Origin of the sequence: Mycobacterium mantenii (genome assembly GCF_001667865.1) — a bacterium.
In the GTDB taxonomy this organism is placed as follows: Bacteria; Actinomycetota; Actinomycetes; order Mycobacteriales; family Mycobacteriaceae; genus Mycobacterium; species Mycobacterium mantenii_A.
Genome location: NZ_LZJP01000020.1, coordinates 12,649 through 32,261 on the forward strand (window position 1 = coordinate 12,649; position 19,613 = coordinate 32,261).

A 19,613-nucleotide genomic window follows, 5' to 3' on the forward strand; every position below is an offset into this window, starting at 1 on the left:
CTCGGCTTCAGCTCAACCCTTTTCGCCCTTGTTCTCCTCCTCGGCGGCCTGTCTGAGCTGCTCGTTGAGGGCCTTGTCCTTCTCGATCTGTTCCTGCAGAGCTTTCTCGTCACGCTTGCTGTCGTCGCTCTTCGACTCGTCCGCGCCCTCGGGCGTTTCGTGCTTGGGATTGCCGTCCTCGTCCAACCACTCATTGACCGCGGTGCCGGACACGCTTCCGCCCGTGCCGGGCAGCACGATCGTGGGCTTGTCCTCGTAGGCCTCCATCATCTTGGCGGCCTCTTTTTTATCGTCTTCGTCAGGCTCAGGCTTTTCAGTTAGCCGCTGCTCATCCTCTTGACCGGCTTGATCGGTTTGATCGGCTTGATCAGTACCTTTATCGTCCTGCACGCTCATGCGTCTACCCCCTTGCAGTCGCAGGTTGACGATTGCAAAGGGTTACCCGCTGCGCCGTTGTGCCAAAACTCTCATCCGCGCGACGCGTCGCGCTTGACCAGCACCACCAAGGCCTGCGGAATCCGCATCGGCTCAGGCGCGCTTGACAGACGCCCGGCGACCGCTACCGTCAGCCGCTCTACGAATTGCGCGGCCCGCTCGTCGTGTGGCCCACCATCGAGTCCGGCCACCAATGAGGGGAACAGCGCGACGCGAGCGAAGGCCGCCCACTGTTCGCCGAAAGCCTCTGCGTCGTGGTCTAACTGGTACCGAGCCCAGAACCGGTCCTCGGCGTTGAACATCTCGAGGTGCTCGATCATCAGGCCTTCGAACCGCCCCTTCGGCGCGAACGGGGCGCGGAAATCCTTCTCGGAACGGGCGAACGTCGGAATCGTCATGCGCCGCAACTCATCTGGACGCAGAAGGCCGTCGCGCACCTGCTCGCCCAGCGCCTCGACGACGGCATCGAGCAACGGTCCGAATCCCGCCGAGTCGTCGTCGGCGGCCTCGTCGGCGCCCAGCATCAACGCCACCAGCCGGCCCTCGGGCGCCAACTCCCGCCCGCGGAATGCGACGAAGTTATGCCAATCCAACGCGGCCTGGTCGGCGTATGCCGACCGCACCGCGTCGTCCTTGCTGCGCGAGACGTGCACATGATCGGGCACCTCGCACGGCGTCCGGCTCAACCACTGGGTTGCCCACGACGTCCAGCCCAGGTTGACCGTCTTGGACGGCACGATCTGGTCATAAAACGACCGGCCGACCGCCGAGGTGAACGTCGCCGTGTCGGAATGCAGATAGCTTTCCGGGTCGTCGGCCACCGTCTCGAACAGTGCCGCGAAGTCGTTGTGCGGTACATCGGTGTGCGCCACCAGGATTGCGTGATCGTGGCGGGTGCGCCGGCGCAGCACCGCGATGCCCGCCGACAGAGGCTTCATCGAGTTGTAGCCGTTGGCGGCGCCGTAATCGGCGATCACGATCGGCTGCGGAGGCTTGGGCAGCAGCGCCTGTTCGGCGGCGCGCTCGAACGCCGCGATCGCCCGCGCCAATCCGGCGGCCCGCAACCGCGTCGCCTCGGTGTAGACCGGCTCGGGCCGCACCACAATGCTCGATTCGGGCATCCGGGGTTCAGGACGCATGGATCAACGATAGTGGCCGAGCCGGTTGTCGGTCAGCTCGAAAGGATCAGTGCCCGCGGGCCACCCATTCTTCGTAGTGCACGATTTCGTCGCCGATGGTGGTGCTGTCGCCGTGGCCCGTGTGCACGACGGTCTCGCCCGGCAGCTTGCCCAGGCGACCGGAGATGGACTCGAGGATCGTCGGGAAGTCGGAGTAAGACCGTCCCGTCGCCCCGGGGCCGCCGGAGAACAGCGTGTCGCCGCTGAACACGACACCCATGTCGTGCACATACCAGCACACCGATCCCGGGGAGTGGCCCGGAGTGTGCAGCGCGGTGAGCTCGGTGCCATCGATCTTCAACGTGTCCCCATCGGAAATGCTGCGAAAGTCCTTGTCCGGATGGGTCATACGCCACAACATTTCGTCGGCCGGGTGCAGCAGAACCGGAGCATCGAGCGCCTTGCCGAGTTCGGGAGCCACCGTGACATGGTCGTTGTGGCCGTGCGTGCACACCACCGCCACCACGTGGCGGCCGTCAACGGCCTTGATGATGGGCGCCGCGTCGTGTGCGGCGTCGAAAACCACGACATTGGAGTTGTCGCCGATCAGCCAGATGTTGTTGTCGACTTCCCAACTGCCGCCGTCGAGTTCAAAGGTGCCGTGGGTGACTACCCGATCTATGACCACCATCAGAGCATCACCACCGAACGCAATACTTTGCCGCCATGCATCTTCTCGAACGCCTCCTCGATGCCGTCTAGCCCAATTCGCTCCGAGACAAACTTGTCCAGCGGAAGACGGCCCTGCAGGTACAAGTCGATCAGGGTGGGGAAGTCACGTTCGGGCAGGCAGTCGCCGTACCAGGACGACTTCAGCGAGCCGCCGTGGCTGAAGAAGTCCACCAGCGGCATGTCCAGGCGCATGTCGGGAGTCGGAACACCCACCAGCACAACGGTTCCAGCGAGATCGCGGGCGTAGAAGGCCTGCTTCCAGGTTTCGGGCCGGCCCACCGCGTCGATCACCACGTTGGCGCCGAACCCGTCGGTGAGGTCGGCAATGGTCTCGACCACGTCGGATTCGCGGGCGTTGACGGTGTGCGTGGCGCCGAACTTGCGGGCCCAGTCCAGTTTGGTGTTGTCGGTGTCCACCGCGATGATCCGCCGGGCCCCGACAAGCGCGGCACCGGCGATCGCGGCGTCGCCGACGCCGCCGCAACCGATCACCGCGACGGTGTCGTCCCGGGTGACGGCGCCGGTGTTGATCGCCGCGCCCAGCCCGGCCATCACCCCGCAGCCCAGCAGACCCGCGACGGCGGGGTCGGCCTCGGGATTGACCTTGGTGCACTGGCCGGCGGCCACCAGCGTCTTGTCGGCGAACGCCCCGATGCCCAGGGCGGGCGTCAGCTCGGTGCCGTCGGTCAGCGTCATCTTCTGGGTGGCGTTGAAGGTGTCGAAGCACAGGTGCGGCCTGCCCCGCTTGCACGCTCGGCACTGCCCGCACACCGCGCGCCAGTTCAGCACCACGAAGTCGCCCGGCTCGACGGCGGTCACGCCTTCGCCGACGGCCTCGACCCGGCCGGCGGCCTCGTGGCCGAGCAGAAACGGATACTCGTCGTTGATGCCGCCCTCGCGATAGGTCAGGTCGGTGTGGCACACCCCGCAGGCGATGATGTCGACCAGAGCCTCCCCGGGCCCGGGATCCGGGACAACGATGTCCACCAATTCGACGGGCTCGCCCTTCTTGCGTGAAATCACGCCGCGCACTGTCTGACTCATGGGCTCCAACCTAAGCGTTCGCCGCCATACATCTCGCGGCGGGTTGTCCACCCATCCACCGTTGGCAATCGTCGCGTCGATAGCCGGGTGTAGCGTCCCTGGGCGTGACGGCTTTGGAAACCACCGAAGAGTTCACCGCAAGAATCACCGGGGCCATCGACGGCGCCAGCCTGACGCTGTTGCTCAGCATCGGGCATCAGACCGGTCTGCTGGACACGATGGCCGGGCTGGCGCCCGCTACCAGCGAGCAGATCGCCGAGGTGGCCGGGCTCAACGAGCGCTACGTCCGAGAGTGGTTGGCCGGCATGACCACCGGACGCGTCGTCGAGTACGACCCGGACACCGCCCGCTACTCGTTGCCCGCGGAGCGCGCCGCCGTGCTCACGCGCGCGGCCGGACCGAACAACCTGGCGCTGGTGACCCTGCTCGTGCCGGTACTCGCCGAGGTCGAACAAAAGATCATCGGCTGCTTCCGCGCCGGCGGTGGGCTGCCGTACAGCGAATTCCCCCGCTTCCATGAGTTGATGGCCGAGCAGAGCGGCGTGGTGTACGACACGGCGTTGGTCGACGTGGTGCTGCCGCTGGTGGACGGACTCGTGCAGCGGCTGCGGTCCGGGGCCGAGGTAGCGGACTTCGGCTGCGGCAGCGGACACGCCATCAACGTGATGGCACAAGCGTTTCCGGCCAGCCGCTTCACCGGCATCGACTTCTCCGAGCAGGCCATCGCCTCCGGGATCCGGGAAGCCGCCGAGCGGGGCCTGTCCAACGCGGCCTTCGAAAGCCACAATCTTGCCGATCTGGACAAGTCCGACGCCTACGACGTCATCACCGTCTTCGATGCGATTCACGATCAGGCTCAGCCGGCGCGGGTGCTGGAGAACATCTACCGGGCGCTGCGGCCCGGCGGTGTCCTGTTGATGGCCGACATCAAGGCGTCGAGCCGGCTCGAGGAGAACGTCGGCGTCCCGATGAGCACCTACCTGTACACGACGTCGTTGATGCACTGCATGACGGTGTCGTTGGCGTTGGACGGCGCCGGGCTGGGCACCGCGTGGGGGACGCAACTGGCCGTCGCGATGCTAGGCGACGCCGGCTTCGGCGACGTGCGGGTGGCCGAGATCGAGTCGGACCCGATCAACAACTACTACATCGCCCGGAAGTGATGGCGGCCCTCGACGCCCTGGCCGACTGGCCGGTCGGGGCCGCCGCCGCGGCGGTGGTGGGACCCGGCGGCTTGCTGGCCGGCCACGGCGACACCGAGCGGGTTTTCGAGCTGGCCTCGGTGACCAAGCCGCTGGCGGCCCGGGCCGTGCAGGTCGCCATCGAGGAGGGCGCGGTGGATCTCGACACGGCCGCCGGCCCGCCCGGCGCCACCGTCCGCCACCTGCTGTCCCACGCATCGGGTCTGTCGATGCACTCCGACCAGGTGCTGGCCGCGCCCGGCGCCCGCCGGATCTACTCCAACCAGGGCTTCACCGTGCTGGGGCAGACCGTGGAGCACGCGACCGGCATCGAGTTCGCCCGCTATCTGACCGAGGCGGTGTGCGAACCGCTGGGCATGGCGGCGACCCGCCTGGACGGCGGCGCGGTCGCCGCCGGGTTCGGCGCGAGGTCGACGGTGGCCGACTTGGCGGCATTCGCGGGGGACCTGCTGCGCCCGGCGACGGTCTCCGCGGGCCTGCACGCCGAGGCGACGACGGTGCAGTTTCCCGGTCTGGACGGTGTTCTGCCGGGTTACGGGGTGCAACGGCCCAATGACTGGGGGCTGGGTTTTGAGCTCCGCGACGCGAAATCGCCGCACTGGACGGGTGCGCGCAATTCCGCGCGGACGTACGGCCATTTTGGCCAAGCAGGCGGTTTCATCTGGGCAGATCCGGAAAAAGACCTGGCGCTGGTGGTCCTCACGGACCGGGATTTCGGGAAGTGGGCGCTGCAGCCGTGGCCGGCGATTTCTGACGCCGTGATAGCCGATTACAGCTAGTGGGAAATGCACACTAGCGCAACACGGGTATCACAAGGCACAATAGACACGCACGACACACAAATAATCGAAGATTTCGCACAAGCTGCCCTGTTTGTCGGGTCCGCAGGTCGTTGGGGAAGACGTCCCTCGTGGAACCGAAGGAGCAGGAAATGCGAGCGTCGAATCAATTCGCCGACGTGACGACCGGCGTGGTGTACGTGCACGCTTCGCCCGCGGCGGTTTGCCCGCATGTCGAGTGGGCGTTGTCGTCGACCCTGGGTGCCAAGGCGAATCTGAACTGGACGCCCCAGCCGGCGATGCCCGGACAGCTGCGCGCGGTCACCAACTGGGTCGGGCCGGTGGGCACCGGCGCCAAACTCGCCAACGCGCTGCGGTCCTGGTCCGTGCTGCGGTTCGAGGTCACCGAGGATCCCAGCCCCGGCGTCGACGGCCACCGGTTCAGCCACACCCCGCAACTGGGTCTGTGGAGCGGGGCGATGAGCGCCAACGGCGACGTCATGGTCGGGGAGATGCGGCTGCGGTCGATGATGGCCCAGGGCGCCGACACCCTGGCCGCGGAACTGGACTCGGTGCTGGGCACGGCCTGGGATGAGGCGCTCGAGGCCTACCGCGACGGCGGCGACGTCGGCGAGGTGACCTGGCTGAGCCGGGGCGTCGGTTAGCCGAGCGGCGTCGGCGTCCGGGTCTTTGCGGGCACGTCGCCTCTGCGGAAGCAATAGGCGACTCTGCAAAGCGCTAGCGCATCCGCTAGCGCTTTCGCACATGCGGTAATGGTCCCCGGAGACACGCCTATCGGTTGGCCGGGCGCAGAATCTGCAGGGCGTCCGGCACTGCCGAGATCTCGGCCGGTAGCGCGCAGGCGTAGTCGCCGTCGGCGTAGACGTTGATGCCTGGGCACTCGACGTGGATTGTTTTGGCCCGTGCCGTGCTGACCTCGTCGAGGTGCACGTGAGTCCCTTTCATGACGGTGGGGAAGAGGCGGACCAGTTTGGTCCGGGACGCCGAGTGAGCCATGGTGATGTCGAGCAGGCCGTCGGTGGGGTCGGCGTTGGGACAGATCAGCAGGCCGCCGCCGTAGCTGCGGGTGTTGCCGAAGGCAGCGAGCGTGATGCTGGCGTCGATCTCCTTGGTGCCGTCGAGCACCAAGCGGAAGGGTAGGAGCCGCAGCTGCGACAGCTCGGCCAGCATCGCGATGTAATAGCGCAGCCGCCCGTGCGGCCAGGTCATCCGATTGGCGCGGTCGGTCACCAGGGAGTCGAAGCCGGTGGCCGCCACGGTGCCGAACCACTTTTCAGCGTCACCCCACCGGATCCGGCCCAGGTCAATGGTTTCCGTCCAGCCATCGGCGACGACGTCCGCAGCGGCCGCGGGATCCTTTGTGGGGATACCGAATTCACGGGCGTGGTCGTTGCCGGTGCCAGCCGGGACGATGCCCAGCGGAACGTCGGTGCCCGCCAGCACCTGCAGCGCGTTGGAGACGACGCCGTCGCCGCCCGTGACCATGACCGCGTCCGTTCCCATGTCGAGTTCGGCGGCAACGAGGTGGCGCGCGTCTTGCGCGTCGTCGCCGATGATCTCGGTGACCTGCACGCCCCGCTCGTGCAGGCGGGCGATCGCGACCTGGGCCGCGCGGATGGCGGCGCCGTGTCCGGAGACGGGATTGGTCAGCGCGGTGACCTTGCCGACCTCGCGGCGGGTCACGGAATCAGCTTGCCGGGATTGAGAATTCCGGCCGGATCCAATGTCGCCTTGACCGCGCGTAGCACCTGCACTCCCAGTTCGCCTATCTCGTCGCGCATCCACGGCCGGTGGTCGGCACCGACCGCATGGTGGTGGGTGATGGTCCCGCCGGTGGCCATGATGGCATCCGACGCGGCCTTTTTGGCGGCTTTCCACTGCTCGATCGGATTGCCCCGCTGCCCGGCGACGACGGTGAAGTACAACGACGCGCCGGTGGGGTAGACGTGGGAAATGTGACACATCACCAGGGCCGGCGTGCCGCTCGCGGCGAGCGCCTCGGTAAGTGCTTGCGTGACAGCGACTTTCAGTGAGGGGACGTTTGACCAGTCGGTGGCGGTCTCCAGCGTTTCGCACAGCGCGCCCGCCGCGAGCAGCGAATCGCGCAGGTACGGCGCGCCGAACCGGCCGCGCTCCCAGGCCCGCGCCGGTCCTTCGCCCAGCGAGGTCCCGCCCCGGGCCGCCAGCAGTGCGCTGGTCTCGGCATGCCGGCTCTCGGCGTGCTCCTTGGTGCCCTCAAACACGGTGATGCCCAGGCATCCGCCGGTGATCTGAGATCCGCCGATGGCCTCTGTGGTGGCCAGGTTGACTCCGGTCTCGGCCTCGTCGGAGAGCCGAAGCACGGTGGGGCCGGTGGCATTCTGGGTGACCGCGCGCAGGGCGGCGGCCCCGGTCTCGAAATCGGGGAACGACCACGCCTCGTAGCGGACGGCCTCGGGCGCGCGGTGCACCCGCAGCCGCACCCGCGTGATGACGCCCAGCGTGCCCTCCGAGCCGATCAACAGCTGGCGCAGGTCGGGGCCCGCGGCCGATTCCGGTGCCCGGCCCAGATCCATGGTGCCGACCGGGGTGACCACGCGCAGCCCCCGCACCATGTCGTTGAATCGGCCGTAGCCGGCCGAGTCCTGTCCCGAGGAGCGGGTGGCGGCGAAACCGCCGATGGTGGCGTATTCGAAACTCTGCGGGAAATGGCCGAGTGAAAAGCCTTGGGCGCCAAGGAGTCGTTCCGCCTCCGGCCCGGTGACTCCCGCCCCGAAAACCGCCTGGCCGGACACTTCGTCCAAAGAGATAAGTTTGTCGAAGCGGCGCAGATCAAGCGAGACCACGGCCGAGAAGTCCGCGCGGATGGGATCGAGCCCACCGACCACGCTGGTGCCCCCGCCGAAGGGCACGACGGCGATGCGATGCTGCGAGCAGTAGCGCAGGATCGCGGCAACGGCTTCGTCGCCATCGGGGCCGCCGGGAAGCAATACGGCATCGGGAGCGTCCTGCGGACCGCGCCCCATGCGGTTGAGCAGGTCGATGGTGGATTTGCCGCCCGCGTGCAGCAACCGATCGGGGTCCGCGGTGCGGCAGTACTCGGCGCCGACGATGGCGGCCAGTGCCTCGTGATCGGACTGCGACAACGCCGACGGGCGCAGCGTCACCTGGTCGGATTGCAGTTCGGCCGTGTGGGACCCCTCGACCCCCACGGCCTGCTGCAGTAATGACCGGATCCCCTCCGAAAGCGGCTTGGCCGCGGCGGGATCTCCCCACGCGTTCCATTTCATCGGCGGCAGAAGCCCCTGGGGATGCGTCATGCGTTACAGTATTACATATGTTGTCAACCCGTAATGCAAGGTTGGATACCGGCGAGCGCATCCTCGGGGCGGCGGCCAGCTGTGTGGTGGATTTCGGCGTGGACCGGGTGACCCTCGCCGAGATAGCCCGGCGGGCGGGCGTCAGCAGGCCGACGGTGTACCGGCGGTGGCCGGACACGCAGTCGATCGTGGCGGCGCTGTTGACCCAGCACGTCACCGAGGTGATGCGCGACGCGCCGTTGCTCGGAGACGATCGCGAATCGCTTGTGCGACAGATAGTTACGGTGACCGATCGACTGCGCGCGGACCGCTTGGTGATGTCGGTGCTGCACTCGGACCTTGCGTCGACGTACATCACCGAACGCCTGGGGACCAGCCAGCGCATGTTGATCGACGCGCTGGCCGCCCGGCTGCGGGTGGCCCAGCGCCACGGCAGCGTCCGGCCCGGCGACCCGGTCGAGCTGGCCACCATGGTGCTGCTGATCGCGCAGTCGACCATCCAGTCGGCGCGGATGGTCGAACCGATGCTCGACGCCGACGCACTGGGCGCCGAGCTTGCCTACTCGCTGAACGGATACCTGTCGTGATAGCTGATCCGACCGCGCTGAACGCCGCGCGCCGCGCGGCCGACCTGACCGCACTCGCCGAGGGTGAACCGTTGGACGTCGTGGTGATCGGCGGCGGTATCACCGGTGCCGGGATCGCGCTGGACGCCGCGGCGCGCGGGCTGCGGGTGGCGCTGGTGGAGAAACACGACCTGGCGTTCGGCACCAGCCGCTGGAGTTCCAAACTGGTCCACGGCGGGCTGCGCTACCTGGCGACCGGCAACGTGGGCATTGCCCGGCGCAGCGCCATCGAGCGGGGAATCCTGATGACGCGCAACGCCCCTCACCTGGTTCATGCGATGCCGCAGGTGGTGCCGCTGCTGCCGTCGATGAGCCCGGGCAAGCGGGCCCTGGTGCGCGGCGGGTTCCTGGCCGGTGATGCGTTGCGGTTCCTCGCCGGTACCCCGGCGTCGACTCTGCCCCGCTCGCAACGGATTTCGGCGCAGCGCGTCGTGGAGATGGCGCCCACCGTGCGACGCGACGGCCTGGCCGGGGGCTTGTTGGCCTACGACGGTCAACTGATCGACGACGCGCGACTGGTCACCGCGATCGCGCGCACCGCGGCGCAGCACGGCGCCCGAATCCTGACCTATGTGTCGGCGTCGCGGGCCACCGGCACCTCGGTGCGGCTGACCGACCAGCGCGGCGGGGAATCGTTCGACGTGTCGGCGGGTGCGGTCATCAACGCGGCCGGGGTGTGGGCGGGCGAGATCGACGGCTCGTTGCGGTTGCGGCCCAGCCGCGGCACGCATCTGGTTTTCGATGCCGAGGCCTTCGGGAATCCGACTGCGGCGCTGACCATTCCGATTCCCGGTGAGCTCAACCGCTTCGTGTTCGCCATGCCAGAACAACTGGGCCGAGTCTATCTGGGGCTGACCGACGAGGCGGCTCCCGGTCCCGTTCCTGATGTGCCCGAACCGTCGGTCGACGAGATCACGTTCCTGCTCGACACGGTGAACACCGCGCTGCGGACCGGCCTGGTCGCCACCGACGTGATCGGCGCCTACGCGGGGCTGCGGCCGCTGATCGATACCGGCGAGGGCCGCACCGCCGACGTGTCCCGCGAACACGCCGTCGTGGAATCGGCATCCGGGGTGATCAGTGTGATCGGCGGGAAGCTCACCGAATACCGGTACATGGCACAGGATGTGCTGGATCGCGCGATCCGGGTGCGGCGCCTGCCCGCCGCGAAATGCCGGACCCGCAATCTGCCGCTGATCGGGGCGCCGGCCAATCCGGGGGTGATCGCGGCGCCTGACACCGTGCTGCCGGCGTCGCTGGTGCAGCGCTACGGCGCCGAGGCGCCCAAGGTTGTCGCCGCCGCGACCTGTGACCGGCCGACCGAGCCCGTCGGCGACGAAATCGACGTCAGCAGAGCGGAATTCGAATACGCGATCACCCATGAGGGCGCGCTGAACGTCTCCGACATCCTGGACCGGCGGACCCGGATCGGATTGGTGGCGCGCGACCGGGAGCGGGTGGCCGCCGTGGCCGAGGAGTTCCTGGCGCGCTTTGGCTAGGGCGCCTGGCCGAGCAGAATTCCGTCGGCGGTGAACAGCGCGGCACCGATCGGAATGCCGCCCTCGGCCAGCCCGGTCGTTGCTTCGTCGAACGCGACATCCATCATCGTCGGCGCGCAGAGGCTCACGGGTCGATATTGCACCATGCCGCGGCACGAAAGACGCTTTGGCGGTATTGAAAGTTAGTATCGAATGATAGAGACTGTCACTTTGTCGGATGGTGACGAAGGGAGACGAGATGACCACCCGCGTTCCCGTGCTCATCGTTGGGGCCGGCGTCGGCGGCCTGGCCACCTCCGCGCTGCTGACCCAGCACGGGATCGGCTCGCTACTGGTCGAGAAGCGGCGGGAATCGTTCCTGTACCCCAAAGCCCGCAACCTGAGCTTCCGCAGCTCGGAAATCCTGCGCGGGCTGGGTCTTCGCGACGAGATACGGGCGGTCGCCGAGCACGTCTCGGCGCTGGTGGTCAAGCCCACCCTCAACAGCACCCTGGAGGAACCGGCGCTGGACATCGCCGCGATCTTCGCCGGCCTGGACAACGTCAGCCCGGAGCCTGCGGCCCAGTATTGCCCGCAGAGTCGGCTCGAGCCGATCCTGCGCGACGCTGCGCGACGGGGCGGCGGCGAGGTGCGCTACGGCACGGAGCTGTCCTCGTTCGAGATGGACGAAACCGGTGTCACCGCGGTGGTCCGCGATACGGATACCGGGAGGTCGGAGACCATTCGCGCCGACTATCTCGTCGGCGCCGACGGTGTGCACAGCCCGATCCGTAAATCGCTGGGCATCAGCACATCCGGCTACGGCGCGCTGCCGATCTACGTCGTCTTCGTCTACTTCCGGGCGCCCTGGCGCCGGTTCATCCCGACATTGCACGACGGCGACGGCGTCCAGGTCAAAAACGACGACGTGGACGGCATATTCCTGATCGCCGAGGGCGATCTCGGCATGTTCATCACCACCTACTTCCCCGGCGCGGGGGAGACGGCCGAACAGTTCACGCCGCAGCGCTGCACCGAGTTGCTCACCAAGGCGATCGGCGAGCGGGTCGACATCGACATCATCGAGGTTGCGACGTGGCAGCCCTACGAGCGGGTGGCCGACCAATTCGATTGTGGGCGAGCATTTCTCGTTGGCGATTCGGCGCACACCATGCCACCGTTCAAGGCCGGGGGAGCCAACACCGCCATCCAAAGCGCCCACAACCTGGCCTGGAAACTGGCCGCCGTTCTGCACGGCAGGGCCACGCCGGAATTATTGGCGACCTATCACCCCGAACGTCATCCGGTGGGCCGGTTCGCCGCGCGCCAGTCGCTCACCGGGCCGTCGGTGGCCCTGCTGCGTGCCGGCGGTGACGCGCCGCAATTGCCGGCCGACGAAGAGTGCTCGATGTTCGCCCTGCTCATCGGGTACCGGTACCGCTCGGCCGCGGTCGTGACGCGTGACGCCGACGATGGCGGACTGGTGGAGGAGTTGCGTGCCCAGCCGGGCACTCGGGTGCCGCACGTCTGGGTGCACGAGGGCGTCTCGACACTCGATCTGCTGGGACCCCGGTTCACCGTGCTGTCCGGCGACGAGCGATGGTGCGCGGCAGCGGCTTCGGCATCGCTGGCCGCGCATCGCTTCTACACCGACGAGTGGGCGGCGGTCACCGGCCTCGGGCCGCAGGGGGCGCTGCTGGTCCGTCCGGACGATTTTGTCGGGTGGCGCTGTGATGCGCTTCCCGCCGACCCGGAAGCGGAGCTGCGGCAGGCGCTTTCGGCGATACTCGGCGGTCCGCGAGCGTAAGCGGACTGCGATTTCCGACGCGGTTTTTCGCAGTGGGCTTACGCTCGCAAGCGGGAGGTACCCCACGCCCGCGGCCAGCGGGCAGAGAATTACAGCGGGATGTTCTTGTGGCGGCCGCGGCGCGCGGGCGCCTGGGCCAGCGCCTCGGTGAGCTTGCTGCGGGTGTGCGACGGGTCGATCTTCTCGTCGACCACGCCGATCTCGATGGCGCTGTCCACGCCGCCCGCGATCCGCTCGTGCTCGGCGGCCAGCTGGTCGTGCAGCGCCTCGCGTTCGTGATCGGCCGCGGCGGCCAGCTTCTTCTTGTGCAGAATGCCGACGGCGGCCTTAGCGCCCATCACCGCCACCTCGGCGTCCGGCCACGCGTACACCTTGGTGGCGTTCAGCGACCGCGAGTTCATCGCAATGTAGGCCCCGCCGTAGGTCTTTCGGGTGACCAGCGTGACGCGCGGAACCGTGCACTCGCCGAACGCGTGCAGCAGCTTGGCACCGCGACGCACCACTCCGCCCCACTCCTGGTCGACGCCGGGCAGGTAGCCGGGCACATCGACGACCACCACCAGCGGAATGCCGAAGGCGTCGCAGAGACGCACGAAACGTGCTGCCTTCTCGGCGCTTTCGGAGTTCAGGCAACCGCCCAGACGCAACGGGTTGTTGGCCAGCACGCCGACCGTGCGGCCGGACAGCCGTCCCAACCCGATCACCATCGACGGCGCCCAGTTGGCCTGGAATTCGTCGAACGGCGTCTCGTCGTCGAGGATCGCGGTCACGATCGGGCGCACGTCGTAGGCCCGTCGTGCCGATTCGGGCAGCAGCGCGTGGATGTCGGTGTCACCGGCCTCGGCCTTGTTGCGGTCGAAATGCCCCTGCTGGCAGAACAACCCGACCAATCGGCGACCACGCGCGAAGGCGTCGAGCTCATCGTCGGCGACGATGTGGCATACCCCGGACTTCTTGTGGTGCGTTTCCGGGCCACCGAGCGAGCGCATGTCCACGTCCTCGCCGGTGACGCTGCGCACCACGTCGGGCCCGGTGACGAACACCCGACTCTCCGGGGCCATCACGATGACGTCGGTCAGGGCCGGCCCGTAGGCGGCACCGCCGGCCGCGAAGCCGACGACCACCGAGATCTGCGGGATGTAGCCCGATGCCCGGATCATCGCCTCGAAGACCAAGCCCACCGCGTGGAGAGCCTTCACACCCTCGGCCAGCCGGGCACCGCCGGAGTGCCAGATACCCACGATCGGGCTCTGCTCCTCGATGGCGGTGTCGTAGGCGTTGACGATGTGCGTGCAGCCCTCGATGCCCATCGCGCCGCCCATCACGGTGCCGTCTGTGCAGAACGCGATGGTGCGCACACCATTCACGGTCCCCGCGGCGGCAAGCACACCGGAGCGGTCGCGCTCGTGCAGCAGCTCGACGGTGTCGTCGTCGAAGAAATTGCTCAAGCGCAACAGCGGGTCGCGAGGGTCGAGCGACTCGCCAACCGTCTCGGGGGCCGTGATAGTCATCGCAGGTCTCCTGATATTCCGGTGTTGCTCGGTTTAATACCGCCCGAAGGCGATGGCCACGTTGTGTCCGCCGAATCCGAACGAGTTGTTGATCGCGTACTCGTAGTTGCCCGGCCGTGGCTTGCCCGCCACCACGTCCAGGTCGATCTCGGGGTCGAGGTTTTCCAGGTTGAGCGTGGGGGGGACCACCTGGTCGCGCAGCGCGAGCACGGTCAGGATGGATTCCACGGCGCCGACCGCACCCACCGAGTGGCCGAGCGCGGACTTGGGCGCGTACACCGCGGGCTTGTGCCCACCGAGGGCTTTGTTGATCGCCTTGCTCTCGGCGACGTCACCGACCTGGGTGCCGGTGGCATGGGCGTTGACATGCCCGATGTCGCTGGGGCTCAGGCCCGCGAGCTGTATCGCCCGGGACATCGCGTGCCCGGCGCGTTCGCCGTTGGGGTCCGGGGCGACCATGTGGAAGCCGTCCGAGGTGATGCTGGCCCCCATGATCCGGGCCAGGATGTTCGCGCCACGCGCCTTTGCGTGCTCCTCGGTCTCGATCACCATCAGAGCGCCGCCCTCGCCGAACACGAAGCCGTCGCGGTCCCGGTCGAAGGGCCGACACGCACCGGCGGGGTCGTCGTTATTGGTGGACAACACGATGCGCATGTTGGCGAACCCGGCGATAGGCACCGCCTCGATCTTCGTTTCGACGCCGCCGCAGATCGCTATGTCGGCCTCGCCGAGCACGATCTGCTGCCAGGCACGGGCAACGCCCTCCGACCCGGATGCACACGCCGATATCGGCGTCATCACCCCGGCCTTGGCGTGCCGTTCCAGGCCTACCGCCGCGGCCGCGCCGTTGGGCATGTACTTCTGGACGGTCAGCGGGGACATCGCTCGGTACCCGCGCTCGCGCATCTCCTGATACCCGAAGACGAGCTCTTCGGCCGAGCCCAGACCGGTGCCGATGGAAACCATCAATCGGCCGGTGTCGACCTCCGGCGAGCCTGCGTTCTCCCATACCCGCCGGCCCAGGACGGTGGACATCCGCTGCAGGTATCCCGACCGGCGCAGCTCGATACGGGTCAGCTGGCTGTCGAAATCCTCCAACAGATGGCCACCGATGCGGACTGGCAGGTCGTATTCCTCGACGAACGGATCGTCGAGGGTGCGGATGCCGCTTTGGCCGTCTTGCAACAGCTTCCAGGTGTTTTCGGCGTCAGTTGCCAGCGCGGTCGTCATGGCGATGCCAGTGACGACCACGTTGGGGAGTGCCTTCCCGGTAACCAGCTCTGTCATGGGTCTTGCGAACGTTCCTTCCGTAATTGTCCGGCTCCTCCTCGGGCCTCTGCGGCCCGCGTCGTCGCCGGACGCCGCACTCAGTAGCGCCCGAAGGCGAGTGCCACGTTGTGGCCACCGAACCCGAACGAGTTGTTGATCGCATAACGGAAGTCGCCGTAGCGGGGTTCGCCCGCGACAACGTCCAAATCGATCTCCGGATCGGGGGTTTCGTAGTTCAGCGTCGGCGGTATCACGCCATCCCGAAGGCTCAATACCGTGAGAACAGATTCCAGCGCCCCGACCGCACCAATCGAGTGCCCCAGGGCCGACTTCGGCGCGTACACCGCCGCCTCTTGGCAACCGGCCACGCGAATGGCGTTGGCCTCGGCGGTGTCACCGATCGGCGTCGCGGTGCCGTGGGCGTTGACATGGTCAACGTCCTTGGGGGACAACCCCGCCAGCTCCAGCGATCGGGTCATTGCGCGGCCGGCGCGCACGCCGTCCGCCGCCGGCGCCACCATGTGGAACGCGTCCGAGGTGATGCCTGCACCCATCAACCGGGCCAGTGGTTTGGCGCCGCGTGCCTTGGCGTGCTCCTCGGTCTCGATGATCATCATCGCGCCGGCCTCACCGAACACGAAGCCGTCGCGATCCTTGTCGAACGGCCGCGATGCGCGCTCAGGCTCATCGTTGCGCGTCGACATGGCCCGCATCATCGAGAACGCCGCGATCGGCAGCGCCTCGATGGGACCCTCGACACCGCCGCAGACGGCGAAGTCTGCGTCGCCCATGACGATCTGGCGCCACGCGTGCGCGATCGCCTCGGAACCCGACGAACAGGCCGAGACCGGGGTGATGACCCCGGCGCGGGCGCCGAGCTGCAGGCCCACCACCGCCGCGGCGCCGTTGGGCATGATCATCTGAACGGCGAGCGGCGACACCTTGCGGGGGCCACCCTCGTTCATCAGGTCGTAGGTCTCAACGATCCTCTCGGCGCCGCCGAGCCCGGTGCCGACCACGACCGAGAACCGGTCGGGGTCGACCTCCGGACTGCCGGCGGACTCCCACAGCTGACCGCTCAACACCTTGGCCAACCGCTGGACGTACGACATGCGCCGCATGTCGAGTCGGCTCATGTGTTCGTCGATGGGCTCCCTGAGGTGCCCGCCGATCTTGACGGGCAGGTCCCATTTGCTGACGAACTCGTCTTCGAGGACGTGGATGCCGCTTTCGCCGGCCAACAAACCCTTCCACGTGCTCTCGATGTCCGGCGCGATCGACGTCGTCGCCGTGACGGCGGTTACCACAACGTTGGGGTAACCGCCATTAGCAGTGGAAGGCTTGCTCACTTGCTGTCCGCTTCCAGCCTCGACTTGACATTGGCGACCGCGTCGGGGTTCTCGGTCTCCAGCTTGGCGCGCAGCGCCTCGGCAGCCTCGGGGTTCTCTTCCTCGAGCTTCTGGATGTAGGAGACGACGTCACCGACGGTACGCAGACCAGCGAGGTCCTCGTCCGGGATCTTGACGCCGTACTTGTCCTCGGTCTGAACGGCGATCTCGACCATCGACAGCGAGTCGATGTCCAGGTCGTCGACGAAGGACTTCTCCGGGGTGACCTCGGAGGGCTCGATACCGGTTACCTCTTCGATGATCTCGGCGATACCGGCGATGATTTCTTCCTGGCTGACAGCCACAGCGTGCTTCCCTTCGTAATGTGTTGTGTGTTAGTCGAATTGACGTGTTATGCGGTTGTACTGGTTGTGCAACTGGTCGAGCTGGCTTTAGAGCTCGGCCAAAGCGTCCAGGTCTGCGGGCGACTTGACGGCACGAGCCGTGATCCCCCGAAGTTCTCGTTTTGCGATACCGGTGAGAGTGCCCGCGGGCGGGAACTCCACGGCCGCAGTGATTTCCAGGTCGCGCAGCGTCGCGGTGCACAGGTCCCAACGGACCGGCTGGGTCAGCTGAGCGACCAGCGCCTCCATCGCCGCGGCGGCCGAGGCGACCGGCTTGCCGTCGCGGTTCGACAGCAGCGTGGCGGTGGGCTCGGACGTCTGCACGGCGGCCGCCGCCTCGGCGTAGCCGTCGAGCGCCGACGCCATGTACTTGGTGTGGAACGCCCCGGCCACCCCGAGGGCGCGCACCCGGGCCTTCTCCGGCGGGTCTTCGGCCAGCTTCTCCAGCGCGGTCAGCGCGCCCGCGGCAACGATCTGCCCGGCGGCGTTGCGGTTCGCCGGGAACAGGTCGAGCTGCTCGAGCCGGGCCAGCACCTCGGCCTCCTCGCCACCGAGCACCGCGGACATACCGGTCGGCTCGATGGCACACGCCTTGGCCATCTCCGCCCCGCGGGTGGCGGCCAGCGCGACGGCGTCGTCGGCGGCGATCACGCCGGCGATCGCGTAGGCGGCGATCTCCCCGACGGAGTGGCCGGCGACGACCAGCTCGGCGTTCGACAGCAGGCCGCGCTGGGTCAGCTCCTGGTGAGCCAGCAGCGTGGCGGCCACGACCAGCGGCTGGGTGACCGCGGTGTCGGTGATCTCTTCGGTCGATGCGGTGGTGCCCAGGCGCACAAGGTCGAGGCCGCTGGCCTTGGACCACAGCGCCAACTGGTCAGCGGCGCCGGGGAGCTCCAGCCACGGCGAGAGCATCCCCTCGGTCTGCGAACCCTGTCCGGGCGCAAGCAATGCAATCACGTGTTTAAGAGAACACTGTGGAAACGGTTTTGGCGGGTGTAACAGATTATGAACCTCGTCTTAGGTTTTTGTGCACTCCCTACAAAATAGCTCGGTAAGCTACGGGTTTGATATCGCCCCGCGACCTGTTGCCTGGATCACTATCATCCGGTTTGTCCGGCAACAGCCCCTTTGACCGGCAACGGAACCGCTGGCATCGCGTTGTTGGCGGCGCCAGAGGGAGGGGTCGGATAGTTGAGCTGCCCCACCGTCGCCGCCACTCGCAGCACATATGCATCACGAGGCTGCATGGGATCCCGTCCGGTGAAGTCGGTGATCCGCTTGAGTCGGTAGCGGACGGTGTTTGGATGAACGAACAACTTTCTGGCACAAGCCTCAATAGCGCCGCCACAATCTAAGTAAGCGTCAAGAGTCTCGATCAGCGTCGGCCCCGCGTCGGCCAACGGGCCCATGACGTCGGTGTGCAGTGCCACGATCGCCGACGCGTCGCCCATCAGGGCGCGTTCGGGCAGCAGTTCGCGGGCCGACACGGGACGTGGCGCCCCGCGCCAGCCGCCGACGGCGTTCATGCCGGAGATGGCCTCGCTGGCGCTGTGGTAGACGGCCGTCAGCATGGGAGCGGTGGGTCCGACGACCACCGGGCCATCGGCGAACGCCGCCATCAGGTCGCCCAGGAATTTGTCAGTTGGCGACAGTTGGCCGGACACGATCGCGACCAGCCAGGTGCCGTGCACGTCGGTGAGCGCCGCGCGCCCGTGCTGGGCGGCGATATCGCGGACGTGCTGACTCGCCCGCTCGCTGTCGTCGGGGCCGGTCGACCCGTCGCGCCCGGGCGCCGGGGTGCCGACCACGACCGTCGCCGGGGCGGTGGTGTCCCAGTTCAGCGCCGCGGCGCGGGACAGCAGCTCGGGGCCGGTGTCGCCGCGGACCACCGCGTCGACCACGCTGGCCTCCATTCGGCTGTCCCAGGTCCCGCGCGCCTCGGCCGCGTTCGCGTAGGCGGTGGCGGCGGTGAACGCCAGGTCCCGGCTGTACTTCAGGATGCCCACCGTCAAGGCCGTGAGCTGCTCCTCGGAGCGGGCCAGCAGCGGGACGACTTCCTCGAAGAAGTCCATGGTCACGCGCGCCATGTCGACGCTGTGCCGCAGCGCGATCCGGCGGGCGAGGTCCTGGGGCACCAGTTCGAAGGCCTGCGCGGTGTGGCTGACGTCGCTGTGCGGGTCTTGCATCCACTCGGCGAAGTTGTTGATGGCCGTCTGCACCACCAACGCCATGCTGGCCCGCTGTGAGGCTTCCAGCTCGGCGAAGAACGGCAACCGATCGCCCATGACCGAGACCGCTTCGGTCGCCAGCCGGCCGGAGTACTGCTTCAACCGCCGCAGTACGGACTCCGGCACCGTGTCCAACAGCTCGAGCGGCGAGCGGGGCTGCTTGGCGAATGGACCGGCGAAGGGGTTGTCATTCACCCCTAAAACCTACGCGCCTTTTCTAGAAGTTTCTTCCAAAGGCTGCGCGTGGCGTTCTTAAGAAGTCCTCAAGCTGGGGGCGCTCGGGTGGTCTCGGGTGGGGTGAGTGTGCGGCTGGCCGCACACTCGGCGACGGC

General features: G+C 67.6%; 18 protein-coding genes and 1 pseudogene. 6 read left to right on the forward strand and 13 right to left on the reverse strand.

Translation table 11 applies throughout. The annotated features are described in order from the left end of the window. Positions 1–12: 12 nt before the first annotated feature. The 4 genes from A5688_RS03315 to A5688_RS03330 all read right to left on the reverse strand — a co-directional run bounded on the left by A5688_RS03315 (position 13) and on the right by A5688_RS03330 (position 3,329). Positions 13–396 carry a hypothetical protein gene (locus A5688_RS03315; RefSeq protein ID WP_067836605.1) on the reverse strand — a complete coding sequence of 128 codons (384 nt, stop codon included), beginning with the start codon at positions 394–396 and terminating at the stop codon, positions 13–15. Between the two features lie 71 nt (positions 397–467). Continuing rightward, on the reverse strand, positions 468–1,574 hold the full coding sequence (locus tag A5688_RS03320; RefSeq protein WP_067836602.1) for an SAM-dependent methyltransferase: 1,107 nt from the start codon (positions 1,572–1,574) through the stop codon (positions 468–470). Between the two features lie 46 nt (positions 1,575–1,620). Next, complete coding sequence (locus A5688_RS03325) at positions 1,621–2,244, reverse strand: MBL fold metallo-hydrolase (protein WP_067836599.1); 624 nt, start codon at positions 2,242–2,244, stop codon at positions 1,621–1,623. Next, positions 2,244–3,329 carry an S-(hydroxymethyl)mycothiol dehydrogenase gene (locus A5688_RS03330; RefSeq protein ID WP_067836596.1) on the reverse strand — a complete coding sequence of 362 codons (1,086 nt, stop codon included), beginning with the start codon at positions 3,327–3,329 and terminating at the stop codon, positions 2,244–2,246. Before A5688_RS03330 ends, A5688_RS03325 begins: the two co-directional genes overlap by 1 nt. A 104-nt stretch (positions 3,330–3,433) precedes the next feature. Here A5688_RS03330 and A5688_RS03335 point away from each other — a divergent pair, with 104 nt between their 5' ends. From A5688_RS03335 to A5688_RS03345, 3 genes are all read left to right on the forward strand, one after another. After that, a complete protein-coding gene (locus A5688_RS03335) occupies positions 3,434–4,492 on the forward strand; it encodes a class I SAM-dependent methyltransferase (RefSeq protein ID WP_067836594.1) in 1,059 nt (352 codons plus the stop codon). Further along, positions 4,492–5,310 (forward strand): serine hydrolase domain-containing protein, encoded by an 819-nt coding sequence (locus A5688_RS03340; protein WP_067836591.1) that lies wholly within the window; start codon positions 4,492–4,494, stop codon positions 5,308–5,310. The genes A5688_RS03335 and A5688_RS03340 overlap by 1 nt, the downstream gene beginning before the upstream one ends. A 152-nt stretch (positions 5,311–5,462) precedes the next feature. Continuing rightward, complete coding sequence (locus tag A5688_RS03345) at positions 5,463–5,975, forward strand: DUF3145 domain-containing protein (protein WP_067836629.1); 513 nt, start codon at positions 5,463–5,465, stop codon at positions 5,973–5,975. A gap of 127 nt (positions 5,976–6,102) precedes the next feature. Here the strand turns inward: A5688_RS03345 and A5688_RS03350 are convergent, their stop codons facing one another. Further along, positions 6,103–7,014, reverse strand: a complete 912-nt coding sequence (locus tag A5688_RS03350) for a diacylglycerol kinase (RefSeq protein ID WP_067912435.1) — start codon at positions 7,012–7,014, stop codon at positions 6,103–6,105. Continuing rightward, positions 7,011–8,600 (reverse strand): FAD-linked oxidase C-terminal domain-containing protein, encoded by a 1,590-nt coding sequence (locus A5688_RS03355; protein WP_120312457.1) that lies wholly within the window; start codon positions 8,598–8,600, stop codon positions 7,011–7,013. The genes A5688_RS03350 and A5688_RS03355 overlap by 4 nt, the downstream gene beginning before the upstream one ends. A gap of 47 nt (positions 8,601–8,647) precedes the next feature. Here A5688_RS03355 and A5688_RS03360 point away from each other — a divergent pair, with 47 nt between their 5' ends. Further along, a complete protein-coding gene (locus A5688_RS03360) occupies positions 8,648–9,217 on the forward strand; it encodes a TetR/AcrR family transcriptional regulator (RefSeq protein WP_067836580.1) in 570 nt (189 codons plus the stop codon). Continuing rightward, positions 9,214–10,755 (forward strand): glycerol-3-phosphate dehydrogenase/oxidase, encoded by a 1,542-nt coding sequence (locus A5688_RS03365; protein WP_067912429.1) that lies wholly within the window; start codon positions 9,214–9,216, stop codon positions 10,753–10,755. The genes A5688_RS03360 and A5688_RS03365 overlap by 4 nt, the downstream gene beginning before the upstream one ends. A gap of 5 nt (positions 10,756–10,760) precedes the next feature. Here A5688_RS03365 and A5688_RS26625 read toward each other — a convergent pair. Further along, positions 10,761–10,862 (reverse strand): annotated as a pseudogene (locus tag A5688_RS26625) (nucleoside deaminase); the annotation flags it as partial. 131 nt (positions 10,863–10,993) lie between these two features. Between A5688_RS26625 and A5688_RS03370 the strand changes: the two are divergent. Continuing rightward, the gene (locus A5688_RS03370) at positions 10,994–12,541 is read left to right on the forward strand and encodes an FAD-dependent monooxygenase (RefSeq protein WP_067912563.1); all 1,548 of its coding nucleotides are present in this window, start codon (positions 10,994–10,996) and stop codon (positions 12,539–12,541) included. 89 nt (positions 12,542–12,630) lie between these two features. Here the strand turns inward: A5688_RS03370 and A5688_RS03375 are convergent, their stop codons facing one another. From A5688_RS03375 to A5688_RS03400, 6 genes are all read right to left on the reverse strand, one after another. Further along, positions 12,631–14,052, reverse strand: a complete 1,422-nt coding sequence (locus A5688_RS03375; protein WP_067836572.1) for an acyl-CoA carboxylase subunit beta — start codon at positions 14,050–14,052, stop codon at positions 12,631–12,633. Between the two features lie 33 nt (positions 14,053–14,085). After that, positions 14,086–15,339, reverse strand: coding sequence for a 3-oxoacyl-ACP synthase KasB (gene kasB / locus A5688_RS03380; protein ID WP_067836569.1), 1,254 nt, complete (start codon positions 15,337–15,339; stop codon positions 14,086–14,088). 80 nt (positions 15,340–15,419) lie between these two features. Next, positions 15,420–16,670, reverse strand: a complete 1,251-nt coding sequence (kasA, locus tag A5688_RS03385; RefSeq protein WP_067836566.1) for a 3-oxoacyl-ACP synthase KasA — start codon at positions 16,668–16,670, stop codon at positions 15,420–15,422. After that, positions 16,667–17,014, reverse strand: a complete 348-nt coding sequence (acpM, locus tag A5688_RS03390; RefSeq protein WP_064877187.1) for a meromycolate extension acyl carrier protein AcpM — start codon at positions 17,012–17,014, stop codon at positions 16,667–16,669. Before acpM ends, kasA begins: the two co-directional genes overlap by 4 nt. 87 nt (positions 17,015–17,101) lie before the next feature. After that, positions 17,102–18,010 (reverse strand): ACP S-malonyltransferase, encoded by a 909-nt coding sequence (locus A5688_RS03395; protein ID WP_068268051.1) that lies wholly within the window; start codon positions 18,008–18,010, stop codon positions 17,102–17,104. A 143-nt stretch (positions 18,011–18,153) separates the two neighbouring features. After that, positions 18,154–19,476 (reverse strand): PucR family transcriptional regulator, encoded by a 1,323-nt coding sequence (locus tag A5688_RS03400; protein ID WP_067914825.1) that lies wholly within the window; start codon positions 19,474–19,476, stop codon positions 18,154–18,156. Positions 19,477–19,613: the final 137 nt, after the last annotated feature.